20 protein-coding genes, 1 tRNA gene and 1 rRNA gene are annotated in these 22,066 nt (G+C 52.9%); 8 read left to right on the plus strand and 14 right to left on the minus strand.

Features of this window, described 5'->3' with window-relative positions; translation table 11 throughout:
- The first annotated feature begins 36 nt into the window (after window positions 1-36).
- A tRNA-Thr gene (locus HMPREF3178_RS07480) sits at window positions 37-112 on the plus strand.
- Between the two features lie 38 nt (window positions 113-150).
- A 5S ribosomal RNA gene (rrf, locus tag HMPREF3178_RS07485) occupies window positions 151-266 on the plus strand.
- 234 nt (window positions 267-500) lie between these two features.
- Here rrf and HMPREF3178_RS07490 read toward each other — a convergent pair.
- The 3 genes from HMPREF3178_RS07490 to HMPREF3178_RS07500 form a co-directional block, all read right to left on the minus strand.
- Complete coding sequence (locus tag HMPREF3178_RS07490) at window positions 501-722, minus strand: putative periplasmic lipoprotein (protein ID WP_004106283.1); 222 nt, start codon at window positions 720-722, stop codon at window positions 501-503.
- A gap of 281 nt (window positions 723-1,003) precedes the next feature.
- On the minus strand, window positions 1,004-4,114 hold the full coding sequence (locus tag HMPREF3178_RS07495) for an efflux RND transporter permease subunit (RefSeq protein WP_017145331.1): 3,111 nt from the start codon (window positions 4,112-4,114) through the stop codon (window positions 1,004-1,006).
- A gap of 13 nt (window positions 4,115-4,127) precedes the next feature.
- Window positions 4,128-5,267, minus strand: a complete 1,140-nt coding sequence (locus HMPREF3178_RS07500) for an efflux RND transporter periplasmic adaptor subunit (RefSeq protein ID WP_017145332.1) — start codon at window positions 5,265-5,267, stop codon at window positions 4,128-4,130.
- A gap of 378 nt (window positions 5,268-5,645) precedes the next feature.
- Here HMPREF3178_RS07500 and envR point away from each other — a divergent pair, with 378 nt between their 5' ends.
- The gene (gene envR / locus HMPREF3178_RS07505; protein WP_017145333.1) at window positions 5,646-6,287 is read left to right on the plus strand and encodes an acrEF/envCD operon transcriptional regulator; all 642 of its coding nucleotides are present in this window, start codon (window positions 5,646-5,648) and stop codon (window positions 6,285-6,287) included.
- A gap of 73 nt (window positions 6,288-6,360) precedes the next feature.
- Here the strand turns inward: envR and fis are convergent, their stop codons facing one another.
- The 11 genes from fis to HMPREF3178_RS07560 form a co-directional block, all read right to left on the minus strand.
- Entirely contained in the window at window positions 6,361-6,657 is a 297-nt protein-coding gene (fis, locus tag HMPREF3178_RS07510) for a DNA-binding transcriptional regulator Fis (RefSeq protein ID WP_000462905.1), read from the minus strand.
- 24 nt (window positions 6,658-6,681) lie between these two features.
- Window positions 6,682-7,647, minus strand: coding sequence for a tRNA dihydrouridine synthase DusB (gene dusB, locus HMPREF3178_RS07515; RefSeq protein WP_017145334.1), 966 nt, complete (start codon window positions 7,645-7,647; stop codon window positions 6,682-6,684).
- Between the two features lie 328 nt (window positions 7,648-7,975).
- A complete protein-coding gene (locus HMPREF3178_RS07520; RefSeq protein ID WP_004106274.1) occupies window positions 7,976-8,716 on the minus strand; it encodes a carbonic anhydrase in 741 nt (246 codons plus the stop codon).
- Window positions 8,717-8,854: 138 nt separating this feature from the next.
- The gene (gene prmA / locus HMPREF3178_RS07525; protein WP_017145335.1) at window positions 8,855-9,736 is read right to left on the minus strand and encodes a 50S ribosomal protein L11 methyltransferase; all 882 of its coding nucleotides are present in this window, start codon (window positions 9,734-9,736) and stop codon (window positions 8,855-8,857) included.
- An 11-nt stretch (window positions 9,737-9,747) separates the two neighbouring features.
- Window positions 9,748-11,199, minus strand: coding sequence for a sodium/pantothenate symporter (panF, locus tag HMPREF3178_RS07530; RefSeq protein WP_004106270.1), 1,452 nt, complete (start codon window positions 11,197-11,199; stop codon window positions 9,748-9,750).
- Window positions 11,189-11,431 carry a YhdT family protein gene (locus HMPREF3178_RS07535; RefSeq protein ID WP_004106269.1) on the minus strand — a complete coding sequence of 81 codons (243 nt, stop codon included), beginning with the start codon at window positions 11,429-11,431 and terminating at the stop codon, window positions 11,189-11,191. The genes panF and HMPREF3178_RS07535 overlap by 11 nt, the downstream gene beginning before the upstream one ends.
- Before the next feature lie 110 nt (window positions 11,432-11,541).
- Window positions 11,542-12,891, minus strand: coding sequence for an acetyl-CoA carboxylase biotin carboxylase subunit (accC, locus tag HMPREF3178_RS07540; protein ID WP_004106267.1), 1,350 nt, complete (start codon window positions 12,889-12,891; stop codon window positions 11,542-11,544).
- A gap of 10 nt (window positions 12,892-12,901) precedes the next feature.
- Entirely contained in the window at window positions 12,902-13,375 is a 474-nt protein-coding gene (gene accB, locus HMPREF3178_RS07545; protein ID WP_004106265.1) for an acetyl-CoA carboxylase biotin carboxyl carrier protein, read from the minus strand.
- A 393-nt stretch (window positions 13,376-13,768) separates the two neighbouring features.
- Window positions 13,769-14,368 (minus strand): protein-methionine-sulfoxide reductase heme-binding subunit MsrQ, encoded by a 600-nt coding sequence (gene msrQ / locus HMPREF3178_RS07550; RefSeq protein WP_004106263.1) that lies wholly within the window; start codon window positions 14,366-14,368, stop codon window positions 13,769-13,771.
- The gene (msrP, locus tag HMPREF3178_RS07555) at window positions 14,368-15,369 is read right to left on the minus strand and encodes a protein-methionine-sulfoxide reductase catalytic subunit MsrP (protein WP_004106261.1); all 1,002 of its coding nucleotides are present in this window, start codon (window positions 15,367-15,369) and stop codon (window positions 14,368-14,370) included. The genes msrQ and msrP overlap by 1 nt, the downstream gene beginning before the upstream one ends.
- A 78-nt stretch (window positions 15,370-15,447) precedes the next feature.
- Entirely contained in the window at window positions 15,448-16,422 is a 975-nt protein-coding gene (locus HMPREF3178_RS07560; RefSeq protein WP_017145336.1) for an acrylyl-CoA reductase (NADPH), read from the minus strand.
- 219 nt (window positions 16,423-16,641) lie between these two features.
- Here HMPREF3178_RS07560 and csrD point away from each other — a divergent pair, with 219 nt between their 5' ends.
- The 5 genes from csrD (at window position 16,642) to HMPREF3178_RS07585 (ending at window position 22,065) form a co-directional block, all read left to right on the plus strand.
- Window positions 16,642-18,582 carry an RNase E specificity factor CsrD gene (gene csrD / locus HMPREF3178_RS07565; RefSeq protein ID WP_026055898.1) on the plus strand — a complete coding sequence of 647 codons (1,941 nt, stop codon included), beginning with the start codon at window positions 16,642-16,644 and terminating at the stop codon, window positions 18,580-18,582.
- A gap of 305 nt (window positions 18,583-18,887) precedes the next feature.
- A complete protein-coding gene (gene mreB, locus HMPREF3178_RS07570; RefSeq protein ID WP_002918653.1) occupies window positions 18,888-19,931 on the plus strand; it encodes a rod shape-determining protein MreB in 1,044 nt (347 codons plus the stop codon).
- A gap of 70 nt (window positions 19,932-20,001) precedes the next feature.
- Window positions 20,002-20,988 carry a rod shape-determining protein MreC gene (gene mreC / locus HMPREF3178_RS07575; RefSeq protein ID WP_004106252.1) on the plus strand — a complete coding sequence of 329 codons (987 nt, stop codon included), beginning with the start codon at window positions 20,002-20,004 and terminating at the stop codon, window positions 20,986-20,988.
- Complete coding sequence (gene mreD, locus HMPREF3178_RS07580; protein WP_004106250.1) at window positions 20,988-21,476, plus strand: rod shape-determining protein MreD; 489 nt, start codon at window positions 20,988-20,990, stop codon at window positions 21,474-21,476. Before mreC ends, mreD begins: the two co-directional genes overlap by 1 nt.
- A 7-nt stretch (window positions 21,477-21,483) precedes the next feature.
- A complete protein-coding gene (locus tag HMPREF3178_RS07585; RefSeq protein ID WP_004106247.1) occupies window positions 21,484-22,065 on the plus strand; it encodes a Maf family protein in 582 nt (193 codons plus the stop codon).
- The last annotated feature ends 1 nt before the right edge of the window (window position 22,066 follow it).

Genomic DNA, 22,066 nt, shown 5'->3' on the forward strand with positions numbered 1-22,066 from the left:
TGAGAGTAGGGAACTGCCAGGCATCAAATTAAGTGTGCTGATATGGCTCAGTTGGTAGAGCGCACCCTTGGTAAGGGTGAGGTCCCCAGTTCGACTCTGGGTATCAGCACCAGTTTTTAGGTTAAAGTTCGGCGATTTGAAAAGAATTTGCCTGGCAACGATAGCGCGGTGGTCCCACCTGACCCCATGCCGAACTCAGAAGTGAAACGCCGTAGCGCCGATGGTAGTGTGGGGTCTCCCCATGTGAGAGTAGGGCATTGCCAGGCATCAAACAAGTAAAGAGCCCATCCGTCAGGATGGGCTCTTTGCGTTTTCGCTCCTGCGTAAATATCTTTTTTCCTGGCTAGTAGTGGCAATTTATCCGTTTGACGTTATCTGAGGGGAGGGGCTTTGCCCGGCCTTTAGTCGCGGGTGATACCGTTAAGCATCGCGGAACTTACCTTCGGGGAAGCGGTACCGGATAACCCTCCGGTACCTTTTATGGCAGAGAAGAGAAGGCGTTAACGGGTTAAAGCTACAATACCGAGCGTCAGGCCAGCTACCGCGGCTGCGCCGCCGGCAATCGCGCCAGCGGTTTCCCAGTTATCCTGAGTTGTTCCTTTCACACAAGTATTGGTATGGACGAGTCTACCTTCAGAGTCATAAACCGGTACGCATGGAGAGTCATGTGCACAGCCGGCAAGTAGCGTAGCCAGCAATGCCACTATAATAAATTTGTTCATGATGTTACCTCTAAATAATCCGCTTCGCTGTAGTGGCGAACCCACGTACATACGGAACAGCTTATTTTATCATCAGAAATATAGTTGGCCGCCAGAGTAAATAATCTCATTTTATGACTAACGTAAATATTATTAAGAAAGACAGATGATTATGAGTAAATAATGTGGATTGCGGGGCGAGGGTAGGTTAAAGAATAATAAATATATTTAATATCAGTGAGATAGGTATTTATTTTTCAGGCAAGAAAAAAGGCACCGGATGGGTGCCCTGGAAAGAATATTTAGTCTATGTGCCTGGTAAAGCGCCGCCTTACTACCACAAAGAAGACCGGGACAAAGAATATAGCCAGCAATGTTGCCGTCAGCATTCCGCCCATAACTCCGGTACCTACTGCATTTTGAGCTCCGCTGCCTGCGCCATGGCTAATAACCAGAGGCAGAACACCCAAAATAAAAGCAAGGGAAGTCATCAGGATAGGACGTAGACGCATACGGGATGCTTCCAGTGCGGCTTCGATAATGCCCTTGCCTTCTTTATCCATCAGGTCTTTGGCAAACTCAACGATAAGAATCGCGTTTTTCGCAGAGAGGCCAATAGTGGTTAATAAACCTACCTGGAAATAAACGTCATTATTAAGCCCGCGTAACGACGCCGCGAGTAATGCTCCAACAACGCCTAATGGTACGACGAGCATGACAGAGAAGGGAATCGACCAGCTTTCATAAAGCGCCGCAAGACACAGAAAGACGACAATCAGCGAAATGGCATACAGGGCTGGCGCCTGATTACCCGATAAACGTTCTTGATAGGACATTCCCGTCCAGTCGTAACCAATACCGGCAGGAAGCTTGCTGGCTAGCTGTTCCATTAAAATCATCGCATCACCGGTACTTTTCCCCGGCGCCGCTTCCCCCAAAACTTCCATAGAGGGTAAACCATTGTAGCGCTCCAGGCGCGGTGAACCATAAACCCAGCGCGAGGTCACGAATGCGGAGAACGGGACCATCTCGCCGTTCGCGCTGCGAACGTACATATTATTGATATCGCTCGGCAGCATACGGAATTTAGCATCGGCCTGAACGTAGACTTTTTTCACGCGTCCATGGTCAATAAAGTCGTTAACGTAGTAGCCCCCTAGCGCCGCGGAAATGGTCTCATTGATATCGGATAGCGAAATACCCAGAGCCTGAGCTTTCTCCTGATCGACATCAAGCTTGAATTGCGGCGTGTCTTCGAGCCCGTTGGGGCGAACGCGTACCAGCTGGTCAGGGTATTCTCTCACCATACCCAGAAGTTGATTACGGGCCTGGGTTAATGCGCTATGGCCCAGGTTACCCTGATCGATAAGCTCAAAATCAAAACCGGTAGCCGTACCCAGCTCGATAATTGCCGGCAGGTTGAAAGGAAAGACCATAGCATCTTTAATCTGACTAAAGGCAACGGTAGCCCGTTTGATGATTGCCTCAACGCCATTCTCTGCGCCGCTGCGCTCTTCCCATGGCTTCAGGCTGACAAACGCCATACCGGAGTTTTGGCCCTGGCCGCTAAAGCTAAAGCCGTTAACGGTAAAGACGCTTTCAACGTTCGCCTTCTCTTTATGCAGATAGTAATCGGTAACCGTATCAAGAACCTTCTGCGTGCGTTCCTGCGTTGCGCCTGAAGGGAGCTGGATCATGGTCATAAATACCCCCTGATCCTCATCCGGCAAGAAAGAGGTGGGCAGGCGCATAAACAATACCGCCATACCCACAACGATTAGCAAATAGATGATCAGATAGCGCCCGGTACAGCGCAGGATCCCACTCACGCTGTTGGTGTAGTGATTTACGCTACGATCGAATTTCGCATTAAACCAGCCAAAAAATCCTTTTTTCTCATGATGATCGGCTGATGCGGGTTTCAGTAAGGTGGCACAAAGCGCGGGGGTCAGGATCAGCGCCACCAGTACGGACAGCGCCATCGCGGAGACGATGGTGATAGAAAACTGCCGATAAATCGCCCCCGTAGAGCCGCCAAAGAAGGCCATCGGGACAAACACCGCCGATAGCACCATGGCAATACCCACCAATGCCCCCTGGATTTGCGACATCGACTTTTCCGTCGCCTCTTTTGGGGAGAGCTTCTCTTCTACCATCACGCGTTCGACGTTTTCCACTACCACGATAGCATCGTCGACCAGCAGGCCTATTGCCAGCACCATGCCAAACATCGTTAGCGTATTGATGGAGTAACCGAATGTTGCTAGCACGGCAAAGGTGCCAAGCAGAACGACCGGAACCGCGATAGTGGGGATCAGAGTAGCCCGGATATTCTGTAAGAACAGATACATCACAAGGAAGACGAGGATGATGGCTTCAAATAGCGTCTTCACCACCTCGTGGATAGAGATTTTCACAAACGGCGTGGTGTCGTAAGGATAGACGACCTTCATCCCCTGTGGGAAGTACGGCTGCAGTTCGGCAAGCTTCGCTTTTATCGCCGCGGCGGTATCAAGGGCATTAGCGCCGGTCGCAAGTTTAATTCCCAGGCCTGAAGCTGGCTTGCCATTGATTCTTGCGACGACGTTATAGTTTTCTCCGCCCAGCTCAATGCGTGCCACATCTTTCAGATGCACGACTGACCCGTCGGCGTTCACTCGCAGAGTTACTTTGCCAAATTCTGCGGGGTCCTTCAATCGCGTCTGGGCAATGATGGATGCATTTAGCTGCTGGCCTTTAAGGGCCGGAGTGCCGCCAAGCTGCCCTGCAGCAATCTGATCGTTTTGGATTTTAAGCTGGTTAATGACGTCAACAGGCGTCAAATTGTACTTATTCAGCAGGTTTCCATCCAGCCAGATGCGCATTGCATACTGTGCGCCGAAGAGCTGTACATCACCCACGCCGTTAAGGCGGCTGATAGTATCTTTGACGTTCGAGGCCACATAGTCAGAGATATCATCCTGAGTGGTGCTGGGGTTATCGGAGATGAAACCAGCGACCATTAAGAAGCTACTGCTTGATTTCTCGACGCTAATCCCCTGCTGCTGTACTTCCTGAGGCAGTAGCGGCGTTGCCAGCTGGAGTTTATTCTGTACCTGAACTTGCGCAATATCCGGATCCGTACCCGAGGTAAAGGTCAGCGTAATGGTCATGCCGCCGGCGGAATCGCTGGTTGAGGACATATACATCAGGTTATCAATACCGTTCATGTTCTGTTCGATAACCTGAGTCACCGTATCCTGTACGGTTTGGGCATCCGCGCCAGGGTAGGTGGCGGAGATAGCGACCGCAGGCGGTGCGATGGTCGGGTATTGTGCTATCGGGAGCTGCATAATCGCGAGGCCGCCGGCAATCATCATGATGATTGCCAGCACCCAGGCGAAAACCGGGCGATGGATAAAAAACTTAGACATAGGGATTCGTACCTTATTGCGCGACAGTCGTCGCGGTATCCTCTTCGGCCTTCACTGTGACGCCGGGACGCACTTTCTGCAGACCGCTGACAATGACCTTTTCACCGGCTTTCAGACCGCTCGTGATTAACCACTTATCGCCAATCGCCTGCGAGGCGGTGACTGGCCGCGTTTCAACCTGGTTTTTGTCATTGACGAGCATCACGCTGGCATCACCGCGCGGCGTACGGGTTACCCCCTGCTGAGGAACGAGAATAGCGTCTGGTGAAATACCTTCGTCGATGCGAGCGCGAACAAACATTCCTGGCAGCAGAGCATGCTGTGGGTTGGGGAAGATCGCGCGCAGCGTAATAGAGCCGGTGCTCTCATCTACCGTAACATCGGAGAACTGCAGGGTGCCCCGCAGCGCATAAGGTTGACCGTTTTCCATAATCAGCTGCACGCTTTTAGTGCCACTGCCCTGCTGCAGACTCTCCTGCTTCAGGCGCATGAAATCATTACTGGACTCGGTAACATCAACATAAATAGGATCGAGCTGCTGTATCGTCGCCATTGCATCAGCCTGACCATTTGTCACCAGTGCGCCTTCGGTTACGCTGGATTTGCCGATGCGACCGCCGATAGGTGAAGTCACTTTGGTGTACGCCAAATCAATGCGCGCGCTTTCAACGGCGGCTTTTGTTGCGATAACATCGGCATCCGCCTGGCGGGCCGTCGCTACTGCCTGATCGTATTCCTGCTGACTGATATATTTTGTGCCGAGAAGAGGCGCATAACGTTTGACCGTTAAATGGGCGATAGCCGCTGCGGCCTCTGCTTTCGCTTCATCACCCTTTGCGCTGTTATAAGCTGCCTGATAGGTCGCCGGATCGATTTGATAGAGAGACTGTCCAGCGGCGACATCGCTACCTTCGACAAAGTTACGATGCAGGATAATGCCGCTAACCTGCGGGCGAACTTCCGCTACGCGGTAAGCTGATGTCCGGCCAGGTAGCTCCGTGGTCACGGACAGCGGCGCGCTGTTCACCACATAAACGGAGACCTGAGGTATCTGCGCATGCGGTTGCCGATCGCCTGAATCATCACAGCCGCTGAGCAGGAGGGCCGGGATGATGAGGCTGGATAAAAGTGTAACCCTGACGTGACGTGTCATTGCTGTTCCTTATAGATTTTGAGCCAGGCTTGGCCACGAATCTGTGCAAGAAATAATGAATTAAAATGCGGTTTGGTATCCTACAAATAAAAAACGGTGGATGTAAGAAATAGTTATTTTTTAGCCATCAGCAAGGCACGCAAAAACAAAATATCGGTGATTATGTTTTGAGAATGATCTCAAATTAAAATTTGCTTACACTGATATTTAGTTAGTGAATAAATTTCTTTTAATTATTCTTGTGATGTATTTATTTGCATTTCACTTGAGATTTAACTTATCTGTATTTTTGCTAAACAATATTCATTGTCAGATGTTAGGTTTATACGTATTCACTTATTTCCCACACTCTTAATCTGGCGTAGAGCGGAGCACCGTATGCCTAGAAGAACGAAAGAAGATGCGCTAAAGACGCGGCAGCTTTTGATTGAGTCAGCCATTCAACAATTTGCCCTACGCGGCGTGACCGGTACAACGTTAGCCGATATCGCTGATGCTGCTGGCGTGACGCGGGGAGCAGTCTACTGGCACTTTTCCAGCAAAGCGGAACTCTTTAATGAAATGTGGCAACAGCAGCTTCCGTTACGTGATCTGCTTAAACATGAATTTACCTCTTCACACGCTCAGGACCCGCTCAGCAGGCTACGAGAAAAATTTATTATCGGTCTGCAATATATCGCCATTAATCCCCGTCAACGTGCGCTAATGCAAATTCTGTATCAGAAGTGTGAGTTTTCCAGCGAGATGATATCCGAGGCTGAGATTCGCAAAAAAATTGGTTTTAGCTATCCCGTTATTCGCAGTGTTTTACAGCTCTGCATTCGTAACGGATTATTACCAGAGGAAACCAACGTTGAAATTTCATTAATTATATTACATAGCGCATTTGTCGGTATTATTAAAAACTGGCTCGTAGAGCCCGGAAAATTCGACCTGTATCATCAGGCTCCCGCTTTGGTTGATAATATTATGTCGGTCCTTTGCGGAACCCGCGGGCTACAGGCGATAGTCAATCATTAAAGCGGATGTAATAAAAAAGGCGCTTCCCCATGCCGAAGAGCGCCTTTTATATCAAACATTTAACTGATTAGTATCAGTTCATGCCGTATTTTTTCAGTTTTTTACGCAGAGTACCACGGTTGATGCCCATCATCAGGGCAGCACGGGTCTGGTTACCGCGGGTGTATTGCATCACCATGTCCAACAGGGGCTGTTCTACTTCAGCCAGTACCAGCTCATACAGGTCATTAACATCCTGACCGTTCAGTTGAGCAAAATAGTTCTTCAGTGCCTGTTTAACCGAGTCACGCAGGGGCTTTTGAGTTACCTGATCCTGAGAGTTAACGGTAGAAACGGTCAGTACGTCAGAATTTACGCGTTGTTCGAACATAGTTCTGTCAGCTCTTTATTTCTATTACGCAAAATTTTCGAAGTATGCCTCCAACGCCTCCAGCTGTTCGCTGGAATCTTCTATGGCGTTGAATGTGCGCCGAAACTGGTCATCTGGAGCGTGTTCCTGCAGATACCAGGATACGTGTTTGCGTGCGATTCGGTACCCTTTTGCGTGGCCGTAAAAGCCATGCAGTTCCCGAACGTGTGCACAAAGCAAGCGCTTAACCTCTGCCAGGGGCAGCGGGGGCAGCAGCTCTCCAGTGTCCAGATAGTGCTGGATTTCCCGAAAGATCCAGGGTCTTCCCTGAGCCGCACGGCCTATCATAAGGGCATCAGCCCCCGTATAGTCGAGCACGGCTCTGGCTTTAAGCGGGTCAGTAATGTCGCCATTCGCGATAACCGGAATGGAAACTTTCTGCTTAACTGCCCGAATACTGTCGTACTCAGCGTCTCCGTTAAACAAGCAGGCGCGGGTGCGTCCGTGAATAGTCAGAGCCTGAATGCCACATTCTTCAGCCAGTTGGGCAATTTCTACACAGTTACGGTGTTCCGGTTCCCAACCGGTGCGAATCTTGAGAGTTACGGGAACGTCCACTGCTTTGACGACCGCCGTCAGGATCGACTTCACCTGGTCGGGGTACTGCAAGAGGGCTGAACCTGCAAGCTTACGATTCACTTTTTTAGCCGGACACCCCATATTGATATCAATAACTTGGGCGCCGCTTTCCACGTTAATACGGGCGGCTGCAGCCATCTCTTCCGGCACGCTGCCGGCGATTTGCACGGTACGAATACCGGGCTCATCAACGTGCACCATCCGTAAGCGGGACTTGTCGCTCTCCCAGACCTGCGGGTTGGAGGACATCATCTCGGATACGGTCAACCCTGCTCCCATCTCGTAACACAGCGTCCGGAATGGTCTGTCAGTAATGCCAGCCATAGGCGCTGCGATAAGTCGATTTCTGAGCTGGTAGTGTCCGATGCGCATGAGTTAAGAAATGACCATACTGTGACTGCAAGGCGGCGTATATTACGCATTTTTTGCACGAGATGAAAGGCCAAACTTTGAGCAATCCACTGAGGTGGATCAAAGAATCGCCGTCCAGGTCGGCGCTCATGAATAATTAGCTTTATAAATCATTGCATTAAAAATATGTGATGAATTTATCTACACATATATTTTTGCATAACTTCTCATTTTTTCTTCCCGGCCTGGGGTGTGGACAAGATAATCTGCTGAATTAATCAGCAAATTATCTTGGCTTTATGTGAGTTAGCTCTCATTTCAGAACATGATCGTGAAGCGTATCTGATGTTTACTCAATGACGACGCGACCATTCAGCGGCTGCACCGGACGATTATTATCGTGATGCATGGTGTGGCTAAATTTTGCCAGCTGCGCGGCAGACAACGTTAGCGGATGCTTAAGGACAATCCAGGTTACCCCTTCAGAGCAGGGCGGAGTAGTCAGAGAGCCGCTGAATCGCCAGTATGTCTTGTCCGCAGGAAGCAGGGCGTTGAGGTCCATTTGCGTGCTGATCTTCGCATTCTGCTCCGCTTTTTCCGGCATAGTGGCCCACAGTTTGTTCAGCTCACTATTTTCCGCCCCCTGGTCAAACATCACCGCTACGACAGTGATGGCTCCTTGAGCGTTGGTATGGACCAGGTGCATCTCCATCGCATAGTGCTTACCGTGAACGGTATTTTCGCTCGGGGCATGGAAATGGAACTGCTGAAGGGTAAATGGCGTACCGTCAATTGTAATGGTGTCCGCTGTGGTAGTTTTTAACCCGGCCTGAATGGTGTGACCATTGTTGATGAGCGTAATTGGGCCATCAATATAGTGGGTTTCCAACGGTGACAGGTGCGCTTTGAACGTGGTATCGATGTTGATGGGAGATTGGTTCATGCCGCTCTGGCAGGTTTTGTACTCTTCACTGAGCGCTCCCCAGTGCTCCGGCGAACCTTCGCCTTCATAGCCCCAATGGGAAGCAAAAACCGTAATGGGCATCATGCTTAACACCAACAATGCCGCCTTGCCTAAAGATGTTTTCATATAATTCGTCCAATGAATAAGATGATGATTTTATTGGTAACTACAATATGTTACCGCATCATCTTATTCTTATTGGGCGAATGATTTTGTACAGAAAACGCGAAAAGTTGTGGCCTGCGATGAGGCCACAAGGAGAGATTACTTTTTAATACCGGTAATCCGGCACCACTCCTCTTTCTCCACGACGGGATCGAGATTAAAGAGGTAGGCGTATGCCTCACAAACGCTTTCCGCCTGGCTGGCAAGGATGCCGGAAAGCCCCAGCAGACCGCCTGTAACCGGCAGCACGCTGATAAGCGGGGCTAGCTCGCGTAATGGGCCAGCCAGAATGTTTGCGACCACGACATCGGCTTTCATCGCCTCTGGCTGATCTTTAGGCAGATACAGTTCCAGGCGTTCAGAGACCCCGTTGCGCTCGGCGTTATCGCGGCTGGCCTGAATCGCCTGCGGATCGATATCAATACCAATCGCTTTCGCTGCGCCCAGCTTTAAGGCCGCAATGGCCAGAATGCCTGAGCCGCAGCCAAAATCGATGATCGTTTTGCCTGCGAGATCGAGTCCATCCAGCCATTCGAGGCACATTGCCGTTGTGGGATGCGTACCGGTACCAAACGCCAGGCCCGGATCGAGCATCACGTTAACGGCGTTTTCATCCGGCACATCGCGCCAGCTCGGGCAGATCCACAGGCGTTTACCGAAGCACATAGGGTGGAAGTTATCCATCCATTCGCGCTCCCAGTCTTTATCTTCCAGTTGTTCGATTTTATGCACGAAACCGGCGCCCAGCAGCGGATGCTGCTCCAGAATCGCGACCACTTCTTGCATGTCTGTTTCAGCGTCAAACAGGCCGATAACATCAGTATCGCCCCACAGACGGGTCTCGCCCGGCAGAGGTTCGAATACCGGCGTGTCGTGCGTATCCTGGAAAGTAATGGAAACGGAACCCGCTTCCATCAGCGCATCGCTCAGTTCTTCCGCGTTCGCGCCGGTAGTGTTCAGTTTCAGTTGGATCCATGGCATGGCAAAACTCTTTATTTATCAGTAGTCAATACGGCGGCTTGCGGGGCGGAGGTTCCGAAGCGGTTTCCGACCAGGAAAGCCAATAAACTTAACAGTAACGAGGGCACTATCGGATGGAAGCCCAGGTACTGAAGATTAAAAGTGGCGAGTATGGCATAGAGTACGCCGCCGACGATCATCGCGCTCAATGCGCCTTTCGCGTTCGCTCGTTCCCAGTACAGGCCCAGCACCAGCGGCCATAAGAACACGGCCTCCAGGCCGCCGAACGCCAGCAGGTTGAGCCAGATAATCATCTCAGGCGGACGCCAGGCTGCCAGCAGCAGTAAAGCGCCCAACAGCAGGGTGATCGTTGCCGACATCCGCTTCAACCGGGTTTCATTTGTTATCTGCTCGGGGCGCAGATTCAGATACAGATCTTTAATGATCGTAGCGGAACTTTGCAGCAGTTGAGCGTTGATCGTCGACATAATGGCGGCCATTGGCGCAGCGAGGAAGATCCCGGCGGCAAATGGCGGCAATACTTTCACCATGAGGGTAGGGATGACCAGATCCGGCACCGTCAGATCCGGGATCACCGCGCGGCCGAGCGCTCCAGCAAGGTGCATACCAAACATCAGGATCGCGACGACTACTGTGCCAATGATAATTCCCCGGTGAACCGCTTTGCTGTCTTTATAGGAGATGCAGCGAACGGCGGTGTGCGGAAGGCCAATCACCCCGAAGCAGACCAGCACCCAAAAAGAGGTCATAAAGGTGGGAGAAAGAATATCATCAGCACCCTGCGGAGAGACCAGCTTAGGATCGATAGTTTGCAGCGTTTCTACCGCATTATGTAGCCCGCCAGCCGCATGCACGACGCCAACCAGCAGAACAATCGTTCCTATCAGCATTACCATCCCCTGGAGGGTGTCATTGAGGACGCTGGCACGAAAACCGCCGAACGCGGTATAAAGTGCGATACTGACGCCAAAAATCAGCAGGCCGGTTTCGTAGGGGATGCCCGCCGCGGTTTCCAGCAGGCGCGCCCCGCCGATGAACTGCACCGTCATTGCCCCAACAAAAGCAACCAGTAGGCTCAGGCTCGCAAGCCAGACCAGCAGGCGGCTTTGATAGCGGGCAAAGAGCATATCGTTCAGCGTTACGGCATTATAACGTCGCGCCAGAATGGCGAATTTCTTACCCAAAATTCCCAGCGAGAGCCAGATAGCAGGAAGCTGGATCATCGCCAGCAGTACCCAGCCGAGACCATATTTATAGGCCGCGCCGGGGCCGCCTATAAACGAGCTTGCGCTGATATAGGTAGCCGTAAGCGTCATGGCTAATACAATGCCGCCCATCGAGCGGCTACCGAGGAAATACTCGTTCAGGAAGGAACCCGTTACGCGCTTACGCATCGCATAGATGGAGAGAGCAAACACCACCAGCAGGTAGGCGACAAGCGGCAGTATGACTTCAAGCTGCATCGTCATCCTCCAGAGGAATATCGCGATAAATCAGTTTTACCATTGCCCAGCACAGCAGGATAAACACCAGCGGTACCAGCAGGCAGGCCATTTCAAACCAGTGCGGCAGGCCGGTTATGCCAATACCGACGCCCGGCAAATAGGCGGCAGCCAGCCAGGCCGCAAGATAAAGAAGGGTTAGCCACAGCGCCCAGCGCGCCTCTTTATGGGCCTGAACAAAACGTTTGTCCATTTTTTGTCCCTTGAGGATGAAGAAAGCGGGGATTGTACCGCATGGAAAAGCGGAGAGGAGAGAAAAAGAAAAAAGGCCGGATTATCCGGCCTTTTGCAGCAGTAAGAGAATTACTTCTCCTGCAATCCGAGTTTTTTCTCCAGATAGTGGATATTGGTGCCACCATTCTGGAAATGTTCGTCGTTCATGATGCGGATCTGCAGATCTACGTTGGTTTTGATGCCATCGATAATCAGCTCCTGCAGCGCATTTTTCATGCGGGCAATCGCGACATCACGGTTTTCACCATAGCAGATCAGCTTGCCGATCATTGAGTCATAGTACGGAGGTACGGTGTAGCCTGCGTAGATATGAGACTCCCAGCGTACGCCAAAACCGCCCGGCGCGTGGAAGCGGGTAATTTTACCCGGGCTCGGCAGGAAGGTGTTCGGGTCTTCGGCGTTGATACGGCATTCCACCGCATGGCCTTTAACCATAACTTCTTCCTGCTTGATGGACAGCGGCTGACCAGCAGCGATGCGCAGCTGTTCTTTAATCAGATCGACGCCGGTGATCATCTCGGTTACCGGGTGTTCTACCTGAATACGGGTGTTCATTTCGATGAAATAGAACTCGCCGTTTTCGAACAGGAACTCAAAAGTACCCGCCCCGCGATAGCCGATATCGACGCATGCTTTGGAGCAACGCTCGCCGATATAGCGACGCAGTTCCGGAGTAATGCCCGGCGCCGGTGCCTCTTCGACGACCTTCTGGTGACGACGCTGCATGGAGCAGTCGCGCTCAGCCAGATAGATAGCGTTGCCCTGACCGTCAGCCAGTACCTGGATCTCGATGTGGCGAGGATTCTCCAGGTATTTCTCCATATACACCATGTCGTTGTTAAAAGCGGCTTTTGCTTCCGCTTTGGTCATGGAGATGGATTGAGCCAGCTCAGCATCGCTGCGCACGACGCGCATACCGCGACCGCCGCCGCCGCCGGAGGCTTTGATAATCACCGGGTAGCCAATGCGTTTGGCATGGGCGCGGTTAACGTCCATATCTTCACCCAGCGGGCCGTCAGAGCCCGGTACGGTTGGAACGCCCGCTTTCTTCATTGCGGTAATGGCAGAGACTTTGTCGCCCATCAGGCGGATAGTGTCTGCTTTCGGACCGATAAAGATAAAGCCGGAACGCTCAACCTGCTCAGCGAAGTTAGCGTTTTCGGACAGAAAACCATAACCCGGGTGAATAGCCACCGCGCCGGTGATTTCAGCTGCGCTAATGATAGCCGGGATATTGAGGTAACTTTTTACGGACGGAGCCGGGCCAATACAGACCGTCTCATCCGCTAACAATACGTGTTTTAAATCGCGATCCGCCGTTGAGTGCACAGCAACGGTCTTGATGCCCAGTTCTTTACAGGCACGCAGGATACGCAATGCAATCTCGCCGCGGTTGGCGATAACAATTTTATCCAGCATGTTCGCCTCGTTATTCGATGACGACCAGTGGCTCGTCAAATTCTACCGGTTGACCACTTTCGACCAGAATGGCTTTCACCACGCCGGATTTATCGGCTTCGATCTGGTTCATCATTTTCATGGCTTCAACGATGCACAGGGTATCGCCCGCGTTAACTTTCTGACCGATTTCGATGAAGGCTTTCGCGTCCGGGCTCGGGGTGCGGTAGAAAGTACCAACCATTGGGGAACGTACGATGTGACCACTGATTTCCGCTGCCGCAGGGGCTTCCATTGCTGGAGTGGCCGCAGTTGCGACTGCGTTAGACAGAGCCGGCTGTTGCTGCATCATCGGTGCGGCATAAGCCTGTTGCATCACCGGGAAACCTGCGTTTGGCGCGGCACGGCTAATGCGTACCGACTCTTCGCCTTCAGAAATTTCCAGTTCGGAGATACCTGATTCTTCAACCAGCTCGATCAGTTTTTTAATCTTACGAATATCCATGAGTGGGTTCCGTACTCTTTGTTTAGTGTGATTGTGACAGGCGTGTTAGCACCGTCTGTAAAGCATATGAATTACTGCTGATTCATGACGCCGCCATTGGGCATAAGTCGACAGGTTACGCTCCGGCTGCCCGAAAGCAAAAAGCGAAACTTACCGGCCAACATGCGGCCATCTTCTGCCATTCTCGGGTAAAAAACAAAATATACCTTCGATACGCGATTGTCACCTTTTCGGGACTCAAAAAGCCCGTAAGGAAAACCAAAGTCGCACATTATAACGATTTCGTAGCATTTGGCAGCTAAATACTGGTCTTATCAGAGAAGATTATCAACCGCTATCGTGTAAAGTGGGGCGGTTGATAAAAGAACTGCGGGAAACTGCACATATCCGGAATCAGCGCCACCACTGGCGAAACTTCTTGTATCGCCATGCTAAAAGCAGCAGTGCCAGCAGCGCATAAATGATCGGCTGCGGGGATAAAATCTTCACCGACCACAGGTAGTGAATCGGCGCAAGGATCGCGACAACATAGACGAAGTTATGCAATGTTTGCCAACGGCGGCCTAATTTCCGCTGCATCGCCTGGGTGGAGGTCGCCGCCAGCGCCAGCAGAATCAGCCAGCTGAGTAAACCCAGCGTCAGGTAAGGCCTGCTGATAACTTCTGAACCCAAAAGCGCCAGATTGTTAATCCCGAGTTCGAGCAGCGTATAGCTGGTTAAATGCAGCGTAGCCCAGGCAAAGCACCATAAGCCAAGTAAGCGCCGGGTGCGTATCAATAACGGCTGTTTAGCGTAGCGCGCCAGCGGCGAAACAAGCAAGGTAGCCAGCAGGAATTTAAGAGCCATCCTACCGGTAAAGTGCTGAATATCCTTTGCCGGGTCGGCGCTGAAATAGCCCTGCTGCCCGGCCCAGAACAGCCAGACAACGGGCAAAAAGCCAGCCAGATGGAGAAGCACTTTCAGCCAGGTTATCTGCTTTACGTTCAGGCGCACTAGTAGTTCTCCCGCAAATTCAGGCCCCGATAGAGCGACGCCACTTCTTCGGCATAGCCGTTGAACAGCAGCGTTGGCTGGCGTTTAACGTCGAGTACGCCGCCGGCGCCGATAAAACGCTCAGTCGCCTGCGACCAGCGGGGATGATCGACATGCGGATTAACGTTGGCGTAGAAGCCATACTCTTCGGGCCCGGCCAGATTCCAGGTGGTGGGCGGACGCTCACGGGTGAGCTCAATACTGACGATGGACTTAATCCCTTTGAAGCCGTACTTCCAGGGCACGGTGAGCCGAACCGGCGCACCGTTCTGCGGGGGCAGCGCCTTGCCATACACGCCCACGCTGAGCAGCGTCAGAGGATGCATTGCTTCATCGAGCCGCAGTCCTTCAACGTAGGGATACGCCAGACCGCCGCCGATAAAACGGTCCTTTTGACCCGGCATCTGCTCAGGAGCATAAAGCGTTTTAAATGCAACGTAGCGAGCATTGCTGGTGGGTTCGACCAGCGACAGCAGCTTATGGAGCGGGAAACCGACCCACGGAACCACCATCGACCAGGCTTCTACGCAGCGCATTCGATAAATTCGTTCTTCCAGCGGGAATCGGCTGGTCAGGTCGTCATGATCGAGCGTGAGCGGTTTTGCCACTTCGCCACCGATCGTCAGCGTCCAGGGATCGGTGCGCAGGCTGCCGGCATTCGCCGCCGGATCGGCTTTATCCAGACCGAACTCATAAAAGTTGTTGTAACCAGCAACTTTATCCTCCGGCGTGAGCGGCAGGTTATTTTGCCATTGCGCCGGTTTTTCGAACGTTAGCGCTTTGCCCGCCGGCGCCGGCGGGCGATCGTTGCCTTTAAACCAATCCAGCAGATCGGCTTGCGCGGAGGGGGTAAGGGAAAGGGCGGTCGCGCTGATGCCCAGCATTTTCAGGACCTGGCGACGTTGCAGCATAAAAACGGATTCTGCCGTAACGTCGGCTTCTGTCAGTTTTTTGGGTTTCATAGCATCCTCCGTCATGCGTTTTTTCTAAGCATGACGGAGGCGAGGCGTTATTGCGAATATGTCACGAAAAATTGCAGATTAGGCGATTTTAACCAGCGTGCGGCCCTGAATCTTATTGGTCATAATCTTTTCAGCAAACTCAGGGGCTTCGGCGAGGGTGATTTCGGTTGCGCTGTGCGCATAGAACGATTCCGGTAGATCGCGGACCAGCCTTTGCCAGGCTTCAGCCCGGCGGGCGGGCGGGGTCATCACCGAGTCAACGCCCTGCAGGCGTACATTGCGCAGAATAAACGGCATCACGGTGGTCGGCAGCGCAAATCCACCGGCGAGGCCGCAGGCTGCAACGCAGCCGCCGTAATTCATTTGCGCCAGTACTTTTGCCAGTACTTTATCGCCAACCGTGTCAACAGCGCCGGCCCACAGCTGCTTTTCCAGCGGGCGGGTTTCGGCGAACTCATCTCGGTCAAGGATGCGCTGCGCGCCGAGGGCTTTCAAATATTCATGGGTGCTTTCGCGCCCGGAAACCGCCGCTACCTTGTACCCCAGCTGATGCAGTAAAGCGACTGCGGTGCTGCCGACGCCGCCGCTGGCCCCGGTAACCACAATTTCGCTATCTTCAGGACGAATTCCGGCATCTTCCAGCGCCATCACGCACAGCATAGCGGTGAAGCCCGCGGTACCAATGGTCATGGCTTTACGCCCATTCAGCCCTTGAGGCATTGCTACCAGCCAGTCGCCTTTAACGCGAGCGCGTTCCGCCAGACCGCCCCAGTGGTTTTCGCCAACGCCCCATCCGGTGAGCAGCACCTGCTGGCCCGCATGAAAGCGAGGATCTTCGCTGCTGTGGACCGAACCGGCAAAATCGATGCCAGGAATCATCGGAAAGTTGCGGATGATTTTTCCTTTACCGGTGATCGCCAGCGCATCTTTATAGTTAAGGCTGGACCACTCGATATCCACTGTCACATCGCCCTGCGGCAGCTGGCTGGCGTCAATGGTTTGCACCGAAGAGAGAGTTTTGCCATCCTGCTGTTCTAAGATTAAAGCCTGCATGCGCCGGTCCTCGTAGGTTGGATGATTGGAAAAATTTTTCTGCAGACTATACTCGCTAACGGCATTATTACACCGATGTAACGCAATAAATTGCCAGATACGCCAGCTTTGGTAGTATGCGTCGCTCTTTAGAAAGTTAGTGCTTACTTTAGTTTAGGCGCCAGCACTGGAGCCCGGATGTTTATCGGGCACTCATTCACTCGCGGAGTTAACACAGGGATGCGATTAACGACGAAATTCTCAGCCTTTGTCACGTTACTCACCAGCCTGACTATCTTTGTCACGCTGATTGGCGCTTCGCTGAGTTTTTATAACGGTATTCAGATAAAAATGACCAACCGCGTTCAGGCGGTGGCAACGATGCTGGATAACCGCCTGGTCTCTATATCTTTTGACCAGTTAGAACCGCAGATGGATGAGCTGATGACGCCGGTCGAAGTCGTGCACGTTGATTTTCAGCTTAATGGCAAATCAGTCTATAGCCATTCCCGCAACGATAACTATCGTCCGTTAGGCAGCAGCAATCAGTTCCGTAGTATCACCGTGCCGTCGCTCAAGCACCCGGGCATGGTTATCCATCTGGTTTATCTGGATCCGATGGCCAATTATTTCCGTTCGCTGCACGTTACCGCGCCGCTTTCCATCGCCATTGGTTTCATGGTGCTGATTATCTTTTTTTCCGTGCGCTGGATCCGTCGTCAGCTGGCGGGCCAGGAGCTACTGGAGCTTCGCTCTGTGCGTATTCTTAACGGCGAACGCGGCCCGCAGGTGCGCGGGTCGGTACACGAATGGCCAGTCAACACCAGCAGTGCGTTAGATACGCTGCTATCAGAACTGCAGTTTGCCAGCGATCAGCGAAGCCGCATGGATACCCTGATTCGTTCTTACGTTGCGCAGGATTCAAAAACCGGACTCAGTAACCGATTGTTCTTTGATAATCAGCTGTCGACGCTGCTTGAAGATCAGGAGAAGGTGGGGTCGTACGGTATTGTTATGATGATCCGCCTGCCGGATTTCGACCTGCTGCGCGATAACTGGGGGCGTACAGCGACTGAAGAGCATTACTTTACGCTGATCAACATGCTTTCCACCTTTATTATGCGTTATCCCGGCGCGCTGCTGGCCCGCTATCACCGAAGCGATTTTGCCGTTCTGCTCCCTCATCGCACGTTAAAAGAGGCGGATAGCATCGCCGGATTGCTATTGAAGGCTATGGATGCCCTGCCGCCAACGCGAATTCTCGATCGTGACGACATGATGCATATCGGGATCTGCGCCTTCCGTAGCGGACAAACGGCAGCCCAGGTGATGGAGCATGCGGAAGCAGCAACGCGCAATGCGGTATTGCAGGGTAGCAACAGCTGGGCCGTCTACGATGACTCTCTCCCGGAAAAGGGGCGCGGCAACGTCCGCTGGCGCACGCTTATCGAGCAAATGCTCAGCCGCGGCGGACCGCGTCTCTACCAGAAACCTGCCGTAACGCGTGACGGTCGCGTACACCACCGCGAGCTAATGTGTCGTCTTTACGATGGCAAGGAAGAAGTTATCGCGGCGGAATATATGCCGATGGTACTGCAGTTCGGTCTGGCGGAAGAGTATGACCGCCTGCAAATCACCCGGTTGCTGCCGTTTTTAGGCTTCTGGCCGGAAGAAAATCTCGCGCTACAGGTGACGGTTGAGTCATTAATTCGCCCCCGCTTCCAGCGCTGGCTGCGCGATACTTTGATGCAATGCGAAAAATCGCAACGTCGGCGTATTATTTTTGAACTTGCAGAGGCGGATGTTTGTCAATATATCGGCCGCCTGCAGCCGGTTATGCGGTTGGTTAATGCTTTAGGTGTTCGAGTTGCCGTAGTTCAGGCTGGTCTGACGCTGGTTGGAACCAGCTGGATTAAGCAGCTCGACGTTGAGGTTATCAAGCTGCATTCGGGGTTATCGCGCAATATAGAAAAACGCAGTGAGAATCAGCTGCTGGTGCAGAGTCTGGTGGAAGCCTGTAAGGGGATGCCGGTTCAGGTTTTCGCAACCGGCGTGCTCAGCCGTAGCGAGTGGCAGGTGCTGTCTCAATGCGGTGTCACCGGCGGTCAGGGGGAATTTTTTGCCGCCTCACAGCCACTTGACACAAATGTGAAAAAATATTCGCAAAGATACTCTGTTTGATCTGCCGTTTAGCGTGATTTCACGTAGAATAATGCGCGCCATAGTGATGGGGGTGTGCTTGTCTACCTGCCGGATTGTCGCAATGTAAATGCCAGTGAATGACCTTTGACAGGTTGCAGATTCAAGCGCGGAGCGCTGCTGAAGATTTCGGCATCGGACGGACTCAGTCAAATTTGTAACAAAGGTAACGAACTGCACTAATTTTCACCGCAGCAGATGATTTTTGCGCCTTGTCGCTGCTGCGCGTGGTTGGTAAAGTAAGCGGATTTTGTTTTCCGCCCCAGCTTTCAGGATTATCCCTTAGTATGTTAAAAAAATTTCGTGGCATGTTTTCCAATGACCTGTCCATTGACCTGGGTACCGCGAATACCCTGATTTATGTAAAAGGACAAGGCATCGTATTGAATGAGCCTTCCGTGGTGGCCATTCGTCAGGATCGTGCCGGATCGCCGAAAAGCGTCGCAGCGGTGGGTCATGAAGCGAAGCAGATGCTTGGGCGTACACCGGGCAACATTGCAGCTATTCGCCCAATGAAAGACGGCGTTATTGCCGACTTCTTCGTTACCGAAAAAATGCTTCAGCACTTTATTAAACAGGTGCACAGCAACAGCTTTATGCGTCCGAGCCCGCGCGTGCTGGTGTGCGTGCCGGTTGGCGCGACTCAGGTTGAACGTCGCGCGATTCGTGAATCCGCACAGGGCGCTGGCGCCCGTGAAGTTTTCCTGATTGAAGAGCCGATGGCGGCTGCGATCGGTGCAGGCCTGCCGGTCTCCGAGGCAACCGGTTCGATGGTTGTGGATATCGGTGGCGGGACGACTGAAGTGGCGGTCATCTCCCTGAACGGCGTGGTCTACTCCTCTTCCGTACGTATCGGCGGCGACCGTTTTGACGAAGCGGTGATTAATTATGTGCGTCGTAACTATGGCTCCCTGATCGGCGAAGCGACCGCAGAACGTATCAAACACGAGATCGGTTCCGCTTATCCGGGTGATGAAGTTCGCGAAATCGAAGTTCGCGGGCGCAACCTTGCTGAAGGCGTACCACGCGGCTTTACGCTGAATTCCAATGAAATCCTCGAAGCGCTGCAGGAGCCGCTGACCGGCATCGTTAGCGCGGTGATGGTCGCGCTGGAGCAGTGCCCGCCGGAACTGGCTTCCGATATCTCCGAACGCGGTATGGTTCTGACCGGCGGCGGCGCGCTGCTGCGCAACCTTGACCGCCTGTTAATGGAAGAGACAGGAATTCCTGTCGTAGTTGCAGAAGATCCACTGACCTGCGTCGCTCGTGGCGGCGGCAAGGCACTGGAAATGATCGATATGCACGGCGGCGACTTGTTCAGCGAAGAGTAGTCAGCCTGAGATCCGGGTAGCTGGCTTACGGCTGCCCCGGTCTTAACTGACACGAGAATACGCATAGCCTATGAAGCCAATTTTTAGCCGTGGCCCGTCGCTACAGATTCGCCTTATTCTGGCGGTTTTGGTGGCGCTTGGCGTGATAATCGCCGACAGCCGCCTGGGTACGTTCAGCCAGATTCGAACGTACATGGATACTGCCGTCAGCCCTTTCTACTTTGTCTCTAATGGTCCCCGGGAACTGCTGGATAGCGTTTCGCAAACGCTGGCCACCCGCGACCAGCTCGAACTGGAAAACCGCGCGCTGCGCCAGGAACTGCTGTTAAAAAACAGCGATCTATTGATGCTGGGTCAGTATAAACAGGAGAACGCGCGTCTGCGCGAGCTGCTGGGCTCTCCGCTGCGTCAGGACGAGCAAAAAATGGTGACCCAGGTCATCTCAACGGTTAACGACCCATACAGCGATCAGGTTGTTATCGATAAAGGCAGCGTTAACGGCGTATATGAAGGTCAGCCGGTCATCAGCGATAAAGGCGTCGTCGGCCAGGTGGTCGCGGTGGCGAAGCTGACCAGCCGCGTGCTGCTGATTTGCGATGCCACTCATGCGTTACCGATTCAGGTGCTGCGTAACGATATTCGCGTGATTGCGGCAGGCAACGGTTGTACTGACGATCTGCAGCTGGAACATCTGCCGGCCAATACTGATATTCGCGTCGGCGACGTCCTTGTGACTTCGGGGCTCGGCGGCCGCTTCCCGGAAGGGTATCCGGTGGGCGTGGTCTCTTCCGTTAAGCTGGATACGCAGCGCGCGTACACGGTGATTCAGGCCCGTCCGACCGCCGGTCTGCAGCGCTTGCGCTATCTGCTGCTGCTGTGGGGCGCCGATCGCAACGGAGCTAATCCCATGACGCCGGAAGAGGTTCATCGCGTAGCGAACGAGCGCCTGATGCAGATGATGCCGCAGGTTCTGCCTGCGCCGGATGCGATGGGGCCGCAGATGCCGGCGCCAGCAACCGGTATGCCACAGCAGCCTCTGCCTGCAGGGGGGCAATAGTGGCAAGCTACCGTAGCCAGGGACGCTGGGTTATCTGGCTCTCGTTCCTTATTGCACTCTTGTTGCAGATTATGCCCTGGCCGGCGGACATTAGCGTTTACCGGCCAAACTGGGTATTTCTCATCCTGTTGTACTGGATTCTTGCGTTGCCCCATCGGGTTAACGTCGGCACAGGCTTTGTGATGGGCGCAATCCTCGATCTCATTAGCGGTTCGACGCTTGGCGTTCGCGCACTATCATTAAGTATTGTGGCTTATCTGGTCGCGCTGAAATATCAGCTGTTCCGCAATCTGGCGCTCTGGCAACAGGCGCTGGTGGTAGTCATGTTATCCCTCGCCGTGGATATCATTGTTTTCTGGGCAGAGTTTTTAGTGATCAACGTCTCTTTCCGCCCGGAAGTGTTCTGGAGTAGTGTAGTAAACGGTGTGCTCTGGCCATGGATTTTCCTGCTAATGCGTAAAGTGCGTCAGCAGTTTGCGGTGCAATAAGGTTGATATGACGACTCTGTATCTGGCTTCAGGCTCTCCCCGTCGGCAGGAACTGCTGACTCAGCTCGGTCTCTCTTTTGAACGCGTGATTCCCGGTATTGAGGAACAGCGCCGTCCCCAGGAGAGCGCGCAGCAGTATGTTGTACGTCTGGCGCGTGAGAAGGCTCAGGCTGGAGTGGCGTTAGCGCCGCTTGATCTCCCCGTACTGGGAGCGGATACCATTGTCATCCTTAATGGTGAAGTGCTGGAGAAGCCGCGCGATGCCGGCCACGCCGCCGAAATGCTGCGTATGCTTTCCGGGAAAACCCATCAGGTGATGACCGCCGTGGCCCTGGCCGATAAGCAGCAGACGTTGGATTGCCTGGTGGTCACGGAGGTCACTTTCCGTGTGCTCTCAGTACAGGATATCGCCGATTATGTTGCCAGCGGCGAACCTTTAGATAAAGCAGGTGCATACGGTATTCAGGGGTTGGGTGGCTGTTTTGTCAGGAAGATAAATGGCAGCTATCACGCCGTAGTGGGCTTACCGCTGGTGGAAACGTATGAGTTGCTGAGTAACTTTAACTCACTGCGTGAAGAAAAGGGATAAA

Source organism: Klebsiella sp. HMSC09D12, assembly GCF_001808475.1.
Lineage (GTDB): Bacteria > Pseudomonadota > Gammaproteobacteria > Enterobacterales > Enterobacteriaceae > Klebsiella > Klebsiella oxytoca.